Source organism: Pseudomonas fluorescens (genome assembly GCF_005938625.1).
Classification (GTDB): Bacteria; Pseudomonadota; Gammaproteobacteria; order Pseudomonadales; family Pseudomonadaceae; genus Aquipseudomonas; species Aquipseudomonas fluorescens_BD.
In genome coordinates, this window is the sequence record NZ_VCNJ01000115.1 from 1 (window position 1) to 12,717 (window position 12,717).

Annotated in this window: 9 protein-coding genes; 6 read left to right on the forward strand and 3 right to left on the reverse strand. The window is 58.8% G+C overall.

Going from position 1 to position 12,717, the window contains the following annotated elements:
* Positions 1-1,386, forward strand: a 1,386-nt coding sequence (locus FGA82_RS31810) for a calcium-binding protein (RefSeq protein WP_141130135.1), incomplete at its 5' end; no start/stop codon positions are given.
* A 172-nt stretch (positions 1,387-1,558) separates the two neighbouring features.
* Here FGA82_RS31810 and FGA82_RS31815 read toward each other — a convergent pair.
* Entirely contained in the window at positions 1,559-4,453 is a 2,895-nt protein-coding gene (locus FGA82_RS31815; protein ID WP_141130136.1) for a ribonucleoside-diphosphate reductase subunit alpha, read from the reverse strand.
* 851 nt (positions 4,454-5,304) lie between these two features.
* Between FGA82_RS31815 and FGA82_RS31820 the strand changes: the two genes are divergently transcribed.
* Both FGA82_RS31820 and FGA82_RS31825 read left to right on the forward strand, forming a co-directional pair.
* Complete coding sequence (locus FGA82_RS31820) at positions 5,305-6,027, forward strand: response regulator (protein WP_007917532.1); 723 nt, start codon at positions 5,305-5,307, stop codon at positions 6,025-6,027.
* Entirely contained in the window at positions 6,024-7,634 is a 1,611-nt protein-coding gene (locus FGA82_RS31825) for an ATP-binding protein (protein WP_141130137.1), read from the forward strand. Before FGA82_RS31820 ends, FGA82_RS31825 begins: the two co-directional genes overlap by 4 nt.
* A 116-nt stretch (positions 7,635-7,750) precedes the next feature.
* Here FGA82_RS31825 and FGA82_RS31830 read toward each other — a convergent pair whose 3' ends face one another.
* Entirely contained in the window at positions 7,751-8,476 is a 726-nt protein-coding gene (locus FGA82_RS31830; protein ID WP_141130138.1) for a 4'-phosphopantetheinyl transferase family protein, read from the reverse strand.
* 158 nt (positions 8,477-8,634) lie between these two features.
* Positions 8,635-9,426, reverse strand: coding sequence for a dienelactone hydrolase family protein (locus FGA82_RS31835; protein WP_141130139.1), 792 nt, complete (start codon positions 9,424-9,426; stop codon positions 8,635-8,637).
* A 143-nt stretch (positions 9,427-9,569) separates the two neighbouring features.
* On the opposite strand from FGA82_RS31835, the gene FGA82_RS31840 reads away from it, so the two are divergent.
* The 3 genes from FGA82_RS31840 to FGA82_RS31850 all read left to right on the forward strand — a co-directional run bounded on the left by FGA82_RS31840 (position 9,570) and on the right by FGA82_RS31850 (position 12,344).
* Positions 9,570-10,175 carry a membrane protein gene (locus FGA82_RS31840; RefSeq protein ID WP_038367429.1) on the forward strand — a complete coding sequence of 202 codons (606 nt, stop codon included), beginning with the start codon at positions 9,570-9,572 and terminating at the stop codon, positions 10,173-10,175.
* A 148-nt stretch (positions 10,176-10,323) separates the two neighbouring features.
* The gene (locus tag FGA82_RS31845; protein WP_016987432.1) at positions 10,324-11,001 is read left to right on the forward strand and encodes a response regulator transcription factor; all 678 of its coding nucleotides are present in this window, start codon (positions 10,324-10,326) and stop codon (positions 10,999-11,001) included.
* A complete protein-coding gene (locus FGA82_RS31850) occupies positions 10,998-12,344 on the forward strand; it encodes an ATP-binding protein (protein ID WP_016987433.1) in 1,347 nt (448 codons plus the stop codon). The genes FGA82_RS31845 and FGA82_RS31850 overlap by 4 nt, the downstream gene beginning before the upstream one ends.
* Positions 12,345-12,717: the final 373 nt, after the last annotated feature.

A 12,717-nucleotide genomic window follows, 5' to 3' on the forward strand; every position in this document is an offset into this window, starting at 1 on the left:
ACCACACTGAACACCATCACCTTGGCCAGTGAAGTCGAGCGTCTGACTTTCACCGGTACCGGCAACTTCATTGCTCGTGGCAATGCCTCGGACAACATCATCACGGGTGGGGCTGGCAATGACACGTTGTTCGGTGGCGCAGGAGCAGACCAACTCATCGGTGGAGAGGGTTTTGATACGGTCAGTTATGGCGATGCCGACAAGGGCGTGACCCTCAATACCAAAACCGGGATACACACCGGAATTGCCGCCGGCGATGTTTACAGCAGTATCGAAGCGATCTTGGGTTCTGACTTCAGTGATGCGTTTGTCGGGGATGCGGGCATCAACCGATTCGACGGTGGTTTCGGTATGGACATGGTGAGCTTTGCCGACGAAGCTGGCGGTGTCACCCTGGATCTGGGCGCACCTGTTTTGACTGGCGCGGCCGCCGGCGATATCTATACGTCGATCGAAGTATTCCAGGGTACGACACAGGCCGACAGCTTTACGGGCAGTGCCGCTGCGGCGGAGAATTTTGTCGGTGGCGCTGGCGCCGATCTGCTGACGGGTGTTGGTCGAGGTGATGGCGCCTGGTACTTGACCAGCACTGGCAGCGTTCAGATCAATTTGCTGGAGGGCACTGCCGCAGGCGGCGACGCTCAAGGTGACGTGCTGATTAACATCGATAACCTGATGGGATCGGCATTCAATGACACGCTGACTGGCAACGCCTACTCGAACAAGCTTGAGGGCGGGGCGGGTAACGACCTCATCTATGGTGGTGAGGGGGATGACTTTATCTATGGCGGCACCGCCACTGATACCGGTGCATTCGGACCACTGACTATTAGCGGCGTCCAGGCCGATACGCTTTACGGTGGTAACGGCAATGACACCATGCGCAGTGCCGATGACGATGCCGGCAGCATTCTTTATGGTGAATCTGGCAACGACAACATCACCGTGTCGGCAGGAATTGCCTATGGTGGTGACGGTAACGATACCTTGACGGGTACCGGTTATGGCTATGAACTCCAGGGTGGTGCAGGTGTTGATACGTTGAACTTGCGCGGATCGGGTGATGCCTTGGGCGGAGAGAGCGGTGACGCCTATATTGTGTTCTCGAAAACCATGGTAGGCATCCAGGACACAGGCACATCCGGGATCGACACTGTCACCCTCAAGAACATTCAGAGTGTCAGTGATGTGCGGATTGTCCAGAACGACCTTGGCGCCTACATCTTCAATGCCGCCGATCTGCAAAGCGGCAACCTGGATTCCGGTGTGTTCCTGAAGGACTGGTACAAGGGCGGGAATACCATCGAAACGTTCTACACCAACAACGGTCAATCCTTCACCATTCCTGTCGTAGGGCAGGCAATGACCGAGTCATTCGCGGTCTGACAAAAGCCGTTGTACGAATAAAAACGGCGAAGCCTGCATTCAGGTTTCGCCGTTTTTTTTACTTCGATTTTTACTCCAGACAAAAGAAAACCCCCGACACACCAGAAGTCTGTCGGGGGTTTCTTTTGCCCGGAGAGTATCAGGCGTCTCGCAACGCCTGATTCAGCTCAGCTTATTGGCAAGCTTCGCAATCCGGCTCGTCGATCGCGCAAGCCTTTGGCACTGGAGCAGGACCGGCAGGAGCAGCCAGAACCGAATCGTCGCCGTGGTTGCCGCCGCTGGAAACAGCGTTCAGCTTGCCGGTGTTGATGGTCGACTTCTCGGTGCTGGTCGCGGCCAGGGCACGGAGGTAGTAAGTGGTTTTCAGACCACGGTACCAGGCCATGCGGTAGGTCACGTCGAGCTTCTTGCCCGAGGCGCCGGCGATGTACAGGTTCAGCGACTGGGCCTGGTCGATCCACTTCTGACGACGGCTGGCGGCGTCAACGATCCACTTGGTGTCCACTTCGAACGCGGTCGCGTAGAGCTCTTTGAGTTCTTGCGGGATGCGCTCGATCTGCTGAACCGAACCGTCGTAGTACTTCAGGTCGTTGATCATGACCGAGTCCCACAGACCGCGAGCTTTCAGGTCGCGAACCAGGTACGGGTTGATCACGGTGAATTCGCCCGACAGGTTCGATTTCACATACAGGTTCTGGTAGGTCGGTTCGATCGACTGCGATACGCCAGTGATGTTGGCGATGGTCGCGGTCGGTGCGATGGCCATGATGTTGGAGTTACGAATGCCTTTCTGCACACGGGCGCGAACCGGTGCCCAGTCCAGGGATTCGTTCAGGTCAACGTCGATGTACTTCTGGCCACGCTGCTCGATCAGGATCTGTTGCGAATCCAGCGGCAGGATGCCTTTGGACCACAGCGAACCCTGGAACGTCTCGTAAGCGCCGCGCTCGTCAGCCAGGTCGCAGGACGCCTGGATCGCGTAGTAGCTGACCGCTTCCATCGACTTGTCGGCGAACTCGACGGCAGCGTCGGAACCGTAAGGAATGTGCTGCAGGTACAAAGCGTCCTGGAAGCCCATGATGCCCAGACCGACTGGACGGTGCTTGAAGTTGGAGTTCTTCGCTTGTGGCACCGAGTAGTAGTTGATGTCGATAACGTTATCGAGCATGCGAACAGCGGTGTTCACGGTGCGTTCCAGCTTGGCGGTGTCCAGCTTGCCGTTGACGATGTGGTTCGGCAGGTTGATCGAGCCCAGGTTGCAAACGGCAATCTCGTCCTTGTTGGTGTTCAAGGTGATCTCGGTGCACAGGTTCGAGCTGTGAACCACGCCGACGTGCTGCTGCGGGCTGCGCAGGTTGCACGGGTCTTTGAAGGTCAGCCAAGGGTGGCCGGTTTCAAACAGCATGGAGAGCATTTTGCGCCACAGGTCTTTAGCCTGGATGGTCTTGAACAGTTTGACCTTGCCTGGGTATTCGGTCAGGGCTTCGTAGTACTCGTAACGCTCTTCGAAAGCTTTACCGGTCAGGTCGTGCAGGTCCGGCACTTCGGATGGCGAGAACAGGGTCCACTTGCCGTCATCGAAGACACGCTTCATGAACAGGTCAGGGATCCAGTTGGCAGTGTTCATGTCGTGGGTACGACGACGATCATCACCGGTGTTCTTGCGCAGCTCGATGAACTCTTCGATGTCCATGTGCCAGGTTTCCAGGTAGGCACACACAGCGCCTTTGCGCTTGCCACCCTGGTTAACGGCGACGGCGGTGTCGTTCACCACTTTCAGGAACGGAACCACGCCTTGCGACTTGCCGTTGGTGCCCTTGATGTACGAACCCAGTGCACGCACCGGCGTCCAGTCGTTGCCCAGACCGCCAGCAAATTTCGACAACATGGCGTTGTCGTGGATCGCGTGGTAGATGCCCGACAGGTCATCCGGCACGGTGGTCAGGTAGCAGCTCGACAGCTGTGGACGCAGGGTGCCGGCGTTGAACAGGGTCGGGGTCGACGACATGTAGTCGAAGGACGACAGCAGGTTGTAGAACTCGATCGCGCGGTCTTCTTTCTGCTTCTCTTCGATCGCCAGGCCCATGGCCACGCGCATGAAGAAGATCTGCGGCAGTTCGAAACGCACGCCATCCTTGTGGATGAAATAACGGTCGTACAGGGTTTGCAGGCCCAGGTAGGTGAATTGCTGATCACGCTCGTGGTTGATCGCCTTGCCCAGTTTTTCCAGGTCGAAGGAGGCCAGCACAGGGTTCAGCAGTTCGAACTCGATACCTTTGGCGATGTAAGCCGGCAGCGCCTTGGCGTACAGGTCGACCATTTCGTGGTGGGTGGCGCTTTCGGCCACACCGAGGAAACCCAGACCTTCGGCACGCAAGGTGTCCATCAGCAGGCGGGCGGTCACGAACGAGTAGTTCGGCTCGCGCTCAACCAGCGTACGGGCGGTCATCACCAGAGCGGTGTTGACGTCGGTCAGAGCCACGCCGTCGTAGAGGTTTTTCAGGGTTTCGCGCTGAATCAGGTCGCCGTCGACTTCTTCCAGACCTTCGCAGGCCTCGGTGACGATGGTGTTCAGGCGGCCCATGTCCAGCGGCGCCAGGCTGCCGTCAGCGCGGGTGATGCGGATCGACGGGTGAGCGTTGACCGCTTCTTCGGCCGGCGCGTGGGCAGCACGTTCTTTCGAACGACCGTCACGGTAGATCACGTAGTCGCGAGCGACTTTCTGCTCACCGGCACGCATCAGGGCCAGTTCGACCTGGTCCTGGATTTCTTCGATGTGGATGGTGCCGCCCGATGGCATGCGACGCTTGAAGGTCGCGGTGACTTGTTCGGTCAGGCGCGCAACAGTGTCATGGATTCGCGACGAAGCAGCAGCGGTGCCGCCTTCAACTGCGAGGAACGCTTTGGTGATAGCGACGGTGATCTTGTCATCGGTGTAAGGAACGACAGTGCCATTGCGCTTGATCACGCGCAGTTGGCCAGGCGCGGTGGCTGCCAGATCCGAATTCGAATCAGCGGCCTGCGGCAAGGTGCCCTGCGGGTTCTCGCGAGTTGTGTCGGTTTGCATGGGGGGTGGTCTCCACATTCTCTATGTTTGTTTGGGCACCATCATGGTGCCCACCGTTCTGTCCAGAAGCACTACAGCCGACGGGCGTCGGGTATAACAACTTCGGGACAGTAGGAAAAAAGGCTGATGAAGCCGCATCCTTGCCGAAGTTTTTGGCTACGAGCCAGGGCTCGAACCGGATTCCTTCCCAGGTGACAGTAATGACTGCAACACCCGTACCGTTCTCGCCGCTGCGAGGTAAAAAACGGTGCCATCCGCAAGTGCGGTTTGGGCTTTGAAAAACTTGCTTGGTTCAACCGGAAACCGGCAATAAATCGCTTGAGTTTCAGGTCTGAAATGTGGTTGGGCGTTTAAGTCAAAAACCCTATATGTAGGGGTTTTTTTTCGCCGTGCTACAAGATAATGCGTTTTGAGGGGTGTTGCAACGTACTACCTGTGGATAAACCTGTGCGTAAATTGTGTGTGAAACGAGGAACGAGCGTGTAGGCCGCGAACCTGCTGAGCTAGACCGTTTGTCTCCGTTTTTTCACCGGGAAAAACGCTTCAGCGGTTTTTTAAGGGCGCGAACCCTATCACAAAAAACTGCCTTCTCCGAACGCATTTACCGACTTGTGTTCTGGCTGTACGCCGTTTATACAATCGGCCCATGCACAGGCATTCTTATCCTCCCCAAACATGACAAAAACACGAGAGGATTCCTGTAGGAGCTGCCGAAGGCTGCGATCTTTTGATCTTGAAAAAACAAAATCAAAAGATCGCAGCCTCGTTTCACTCGACAGCTCCTACAGGGGATTGTGTGTCTGGGCAATCGCCTTCCTTTTATCAATAACAATAGAAAGCAGAGGTCACCGGTGGAGCAACAAGCCTTTCAGGTATTGATCGTCGAGGATGACCAGCGACTGGCCGAACTGACGCGCGACTACCTGCAAGCCAATGGACTGCGCGTGGACATCGAAGGTAACGGTGCGCTGGCGGCGGCACGGATCATCAAGGAGCAGCCGGATCTGGTGATCCTTGACCTGATGCTGCCCGGCGAGGATGGCCTGAGCATCTGCCGCAAAGTGCGCAATCAGTATGACGGGCCGATTCTGATGCTCACCGCGCGCACCGACGATGCCGATCAGATCCAGGGGCTCGACCTCGGTGCCGACGATTACGTCTGCAAACCGGTGCGGCCACGTCTGTTGCTGGCGCGCATCCAGGCGTTGCTGCGCCGTAGTGACACGCCTGAACCGGTCGCCGAGAAATCCCGTCGTCTGCAATTTGGCCCGTTGGTGGTTGACGACGCCTTGCGCGAGGCATGGCTGAGTGACAATGGTATCGAACTGACCAGCGCCGAATTCGATCTGCTCTGGCTGCTGGTGTCCAACGCCGGGCGAATTCTGTCCCGCGAGGAAATCTTCACCGCACTGCGCGGCATCGGCTACGACGGCCAGGACCGCTCGATCGATGTGCGCATCTCGCGGATCCGCCCGAAAATCGGCGATGACCCCGACCACCCACGGCTGATCAAGACCATTCGCAGCAAAGGCTACCTGTTCGTCCCGGAAGCCTGCGTAGACCTGCCGCTGTGAACTCGATCTTCCTGCGCATCTACGGCGGCATGTGCGCAGCGCTGATTCTGGTGGCGGTGCTCGGCGTGCTGGCGCTGAACCTGCTCAATCAGGTACGCAGCGAGCAGTACCGCGAGCGTCTGGCCCACGGCACGTTCTCGCTGATGGCCGACAACCTGCAACCGATGAATGAAACCGAGCGCCATCGTGCGTTGTTGGTGTGGGAGCGGTTGCTGGGGATTCCGCTGGCACTGAAGAAGTTTGCCGAGACCGATCTTGACCTGTCCCAGCGCACCCGCGTGCAGCGTGGTCAGGCGCTGGTCGAGCAGACCGGCCCGCACGCGGCGAAGGTCTATCGAATGGTCAGCGACAAAGAGCAGCTTGTGCTGGTGGGGGAAGTGCAGCAGATCAGCGAGCAACTGGCCCGCGCGACCATTTACCTGTTGGCCGATGAACTGGTGCGCGTACCGGTCGGCGAGCAGCCCAAGCGCCTCGCGCAGATAAAGGAAGAAAAGGGTTTCGGTTTCGATCTGCGCCTGGTCACGGTGAATGACGCCGACATGGACGAAGACCAGAGCCGCCGCGTGGCCGAAGGCGACACGGTGATGGCGCTGGGCAAGGGCGGCGATTCGATCCGCGTGTTTGCCGGCATGGTCGGTACGCCGTGGGTGCTGGAGATCGGCCCGCTGTATCAGATGAACCCGTACCCGCCGGAATGGCTGGTGCTGATCGCTGCGCTCGGCCTGACTCTGATCGGCCTCATTGTTTATCTGTTGGTGCGTCAGCTCGAACGCCGTTTGCGCGGCCTTGAAGCAGCGGCCACGCGGATTGCCAAGGGCAGCCTGGAAACCCGTGTGCCGGCGCGCGGTGCCGACTCGGTGGGGCGCCTGGCGTCAGCGTTCAACGGTATGGCCGAGCACTTGCAACAGTTGCTGGCGATCCAGCGAGAACTGGTGCGCGCGGTGTCCCACGAGCTGCGCACGCCGGTGGCGCGCCTGCGTTTCGGTCTGGAAATGATCGGCTCGGCGACCACGCCGCAAGCGCTGGAGAAGTACCGCGAAGGCATGGATCACGACATTGAAGACCTCGATAAGCTGGTCGATGAAATGCTCACCTATGCGCGGCTGGAACAAGGTTCACCGGCGCTGACCTTCCAGCGTATTGATCTGGATGCACTGGTCAATCAGGTGATCGAGGAACTGGCGCCGTTGCGCGCCGAGGTCACCGTGCAGCGTGGTTTGTGCCTCTCCGCCGCTGATAACGACGATGCCTGGGTGGAGGCCGAGCCGCGTTATCTGCACCGCGCATTGCAGAATCTGGTGAGCAACGCGATGCGCCATGCCCGTTCGAACGTGACGGTGAGTTATCAGGTCGGGCAATTGCGCTGCCGCGTCGACGTCGAGGATGACGGCCCGGGCGTGCCGGAAGTGGCGTGGGAGCGGATTTTTACGCCGTTCCTGCGTCTGGATGACAGCCGCACGCGGGCGTCGGGTGGGCACGGTCTGGGGTTATCGATTGTGCGGCGGATCATTCACTGGCATGACGGCCGGGCGATTATTGGCAAGAGCAAGAGTCTAGGTGGGGCGTGTTTCAGCCTGAGTTGGCCGAGGAATCAGGAGCGTCGGTAATTCTTGTGGTGGCCGCGATGCCGCCTTCGCGAGCAAGCTCGCTCCCACATTTGAAATGCGATTTCCTGTGGGAGCGAGTTTGCTCGCGAAGAGGCCCTTGCAGGCACCGAAAGATTTCAGGCCTTGATGCTGACCAGACTCAATAACTGCCCATCCTGCACCCCGAACTGCGCCTCCAGTTCAGTGCCGTTGTGCCACTCGGCCGACAAGTCCGTCAACAAACGCAATCGAGCCTGACCCGCCTCAGTCCACTCCAGCACTTCAGCATGCTCGAAATAAAAGCGCTGCTGCACGATCGGATACAGCGCCTTGAACAAGCTTTCTTTCACCGAAAACGTCAGCGTCACCCACAACGCCAACTGATCTCGCGAGGCGGCCTTCATGCGTTGCATTTCAGGTGGCGTCAGAATCTCCCCGGCCAGGCGCTCGGCGCGTTCGGTGTTCAGCAGGTTTTCCAGATCCATGCCCAAACCGCGCCAGTGTTGCTTGTTGGCGACAATTGCCGCAGCACGGCCGGTGCTGTGAGTGATCGAGCCGCAAATATGCGCGGGCCATATCGGCGCGCGGTCTTCACCAATCGCCGGCACCACGCTGCTGCCTTCCAGTTGCTGCAACGCCGCGCGGGCGCAAATCCGCCCGGCGAGAAATTCCGCCTGACGTTTGGCCACCGAGCGCTGAATGCTCGGCGGCGGCTCAATGGCGCTACGGCGAAAGTCATCGCCAAGCAATTGAGCCGGATCGAAGTGAGTGCTGAGCAGCACGGTGTCGGGCAACACCGTCGGCAACGGCCAGTGGCTGTCGAGTGCGGTGCAGCAGGCGGGGAGGGCGGGGGTGAGATTCATGGCGGGCATTTTGCCGGTTAGTCGAGGCAAGGTCGAGATGATCGTTCCCACGCTCTGCATGGGAATGCCTCAATGGACGCTCTGCGTCCGCTTTGGGACGCAGAGCGTCCCGGGCTGCATTCCTTTGCTGCGCGTGGGAACGATCAGGTGCCGGCGGGTTAGCTAAATATTTTCTGGAAGAACGCTTTCATGTCCGCCCAGGACTTTTCATCCGCGGCCTTGTTGTAACCAATGTCCGGGCCACCGTGCTCGCCATGGCTCAAGCGATCGGCATCCGGATTGGTGAAGCCATGCTTGGCGCCCTCCAGGCTGACAAATTTATAGTCAGCCCCAGCCTTGTCCATTTCCGCCTTGAACGCGGTGACATTGTCCGGCGTGACCATGCTGTCCAGCGCGCCGTGCTCGACCAGAATCTTCGCCTTCACACTGCCGGGCGTCGCTGGGGTCTTGGTCGCCAGTGCACCGTGGAAACTCACCACACCCGCCAATGGCTCACCTTGCCGCGCGGCGTTGAGCACCACGCCGCCGCCGAAGCAGTAACCGATGGCGGCGATTTTGTTGACGTCGGTCTGCGGCTGCTTCTTCAGCAAATTCAGCCCGGCCTCGAAGCGCTTGCTGGAAGCCGCCGCATCCTGGGTCGCCGCCTGCATGAACGCCATCGCGTCTTTCGGGTGCTCGGTGTTCTTGCCTTCGCCGTACATATCGATCGCCAACGCGCTGTAGCCGAGTGCGGCGAGATCGCGTGCGCGGCGTTTGGCGTAATCGTTCAGGCCCCACCATTCGTGCACCACGACGACGCCCGGGCGTTTGCCTTTGATGGCGTCGTCATAAGCGTAGTAGCCGATCAGTTTCGTGCCGTCGGCGCTCTGATAGGGGATTTCTTCAGTCTTGATCGCAGCCTGAGTGAGGCTGCTGACGGCCAGTAAAGTGAGGGCAAGGAACAGGCGCATGGTCGGGTCTCCTGACAATAAAAGTTCAAATCAGCCTAGTTCATTTGGTTCAGGTCGGGTTCAGAGACGGTTCAGGGGCGGTACAGGGGAAGGTCAGTAACCTTGCGCCATACCCAAACAGCACTGTGAAAGAGGAAATACCCATGACTCGTTTTAACAAACTGTTGCTGGCATTGACCGTAATGAGCGCCAGTATCGCGGCCCAGGCCGACACCACTTCGAACTTCGCCGGCCTGACCTTCGGCCAGACCAGTGACAAGATCAACAAATCCAATTCGCTGAACAACAACCTTGATCACCCGAATGCCACTGGCGCGATCGACGGCAACAATACCTACGGCGTACGCCTCGGTCAGCAAAACAGCCAGGGTCGCTACTACGCCACCTACGACAACGTGTCGGGTTCGCACAATGGCATTAAACTGCGCCAGGAAAATCTGCTGGGCAGCTACGATCTGTTCTATCCGGTGGGCGGCAGCACCAAGCTGTTCGGTGGTGCGACGGCAGGTTTGACCAAGCTGACTCAGGATTCGCCGAGCTACAGCCGCGACAGTGACATCGGTTATGCGGTTGGCGGCCAGTTCGGTGTGTTGCAGCAAGTCTCGCAGAACACCTCGGTCGAACTCGGTTACCGTTACCTGCGCAGCAACGCCAGCACTGAAATGAAAGAGAGCGGCGGCAGCAAGCAAGGCTCGCTGGACTTGACCAGCAGCGCCCAGACTTATCTGTCGGCCAACTACAATTTCTAAGGAGCGAATCGCCTTGGAACCCTGTGGGAGCGAGCTTGCTCGCGAAAGCGATGTTTCATTCAACACCTCGTTGACTGAATAACCGCCTTCGCGAGCAAGCTCGCTCCCACAGGTGGTTGTGGAGATTTCAAGTGATTAGGAGAAGGTCATGAAACTGTTGGTCGTCGAAGATGAAGCGCTGTTGCGTCATCACCTGCAAACTCGCCTGACGGAGAGCGGTCACGTGGTCGAGTCCGTGGCCAATGCCGAAGAGGCGCTGTACCAGACCGGACAGTTCAACTTCGACCTGGCCGTGATCGATCTCGGCCTGCCGGGCATGGGCGGGCTCGACCTGATCCGCCAGTTGCGCGCGGGGGGCAAGACCTTCCCGATCCTGATCCTCACCGCGCGCGGCAACTGGCAGGACAAGGTCGAAGGCCTCGCCGCTGGCGCCGACGATTACGTGGTCAAGCCGTTCCAGTTCGAAGAACTCGACGCGCGTTTGAATGCCTTGCTGCGCCGCTCCAGCGGTTTCACCCAGTCGACCATCGTCGCCGGGCCGCTGCTGCTCGACCTCAATCGCAAGCAGGCGACCCTCGACGAGCAGCCTCTGGCGCTGACCGCTTACGAATACCGCATCCTTGAATACCTCATGCGTCACCACCAGCAAGTGGTGCCCAAGGATCGCTTGATGGAACAGCTCTACCCGGACGACGACGAGCGCGATCCGAATGTCATCGAAGTGCTGGTCGGCCGTCTGCGCCGCAAGCTCGAAGGCCCGGCCGGGTTCAAACCGATCGACACCGTGCGCGGTCTCGGCTACCTGTTCAATGAGCGCTGCACTTGATTCGTTCTCTTCGCGTTCGCTTGATGCTCGCCGCCACCACGTTGGCGGTGTTGTTCATGCTCGCCTTGCTGCCGGCGATGCAAGGCGCGTTCAGCCTGGCGTTGCAAGACTCGATCGAGCAGCGCCTGGCTTCGGACGTGACCACGCTGATCTCTGCCGCGCGCATCGAAAACGGTCGGCTGGTGATGCCCAATCAATTGCCGGATGAGCGCTTCAATCTCACCGACTTCCGTTTGCTCGGCTACATCTACGACCGCGAAGGGCACCTGGTCTGGCGCTCGAAAGCTACCCAGGAAGAGCAGATCAACTACAAACCGCGCTACGACGGACTCGGTAACGAGTTCGCGCGGATCCGCGAAACCAATGGTCAGGAATTCTTCGTCTACGACGTTGAAGTCAAACTGCTCGGTGGCAAAAGCGCGGCGTTCAGCATCGTTGCCCTGCAACCCGTGCGCGAGTACGAAACCACCCTCGAAGGCCTGCGTGAAAATCTCTATCTGGGCTTCGGCGCCGCGTTACTCGTGCTGTTGGCACTGTTGTGGATCGGCCTGACATGGGGCCTCAAAGCCTTGCGCCGGCTCAGTCAGGAACTCGACGAAATCGAGGGCGGCACCCGTGAAAGTCTGACTGAACAACATCCGCGCGAACTGCTGCGCCTGACCGGCTCGCTCAACCGTTTGCTGCATAGCGAGCGCCAGCAGCGCAGTCGTTATCGCGATTCTCTCGATGATCTGGCGCACAGCTTGAAAACGCCGTTGGCGGTGTTGCAGGGCGTCAGCGAGGACATGGCTCAACGTCCCGAAGAACGCGATCAGGCCTGGGTGCTGCAAAGCCAGATCGAACGCATGAGCCAGCAGATCAGCTATCAACTGCAACGGGCCAGCTTGCGTAAAAGCGGTCTGGTGCGGCACCAAGTGCGACTGCAACCGGTGCTGAAAAGTTTGTGCGACACGCTGGACAAGGTTTACCGCGATAAACATGTGCGGGTGGCGTTCGATCTGCCGGAGCATTGTTATGTGCCGATCGAGCAGGGTGCGTTGCTGGAGATGATGGGCAACTTGCTGGAAAACGCTTATCGCCTGTGTCTGGGCGAAGTGCGTATCAGCGTGCGCGAGACCCTGGCCGGGATTGAACTGTGCGTCGAAGATGACGGCCCGGGCGTACCACCGGATCAGCGTGCGCGGATTCTCGAGCGTGGCGAGCGACTGGATGCCCAGCATCCGGGGCAGGGGATCGGGTTGGCGGTGGTCAAGGACATTATCGAAAGCTACAACGCCAAACTCGCGCTGGGGGATTCGCCGATGGGTGGGGCGGCGTTCAGGATTCATTTTCCGGCGGTGTGATCGGGAGTTGCCCTCACCCTAACCCTCTCCCAGAGGTAGAGGGGACTGACCGAAGTGTCTTGCGAAAATGATCGACCTGAGCGATTTGCAGCGAATATGGATTCAATAGAGAGCTTGCAGGTCGGCGTATTTCTCAAGCATCCCCCCAATCAGTCCCCTCTCCCTGAGGGTGTCTGGCGTTTTATATCGACCTGAAATAGCCAGTCGATTATGGATTCAGTAGAGAGCGTTCAGGTCGGCGTACATCTTGAGCATCCCCCAATCAGTCCCCTCTCCCCCCGGGAGAGGGTTAGGGTGGGTAAAGACCGGGTACATCCTTTACGTTTGAGACCGGGGACATGGTTTACAGGTATCAATTATGGTCAGGAGGTGC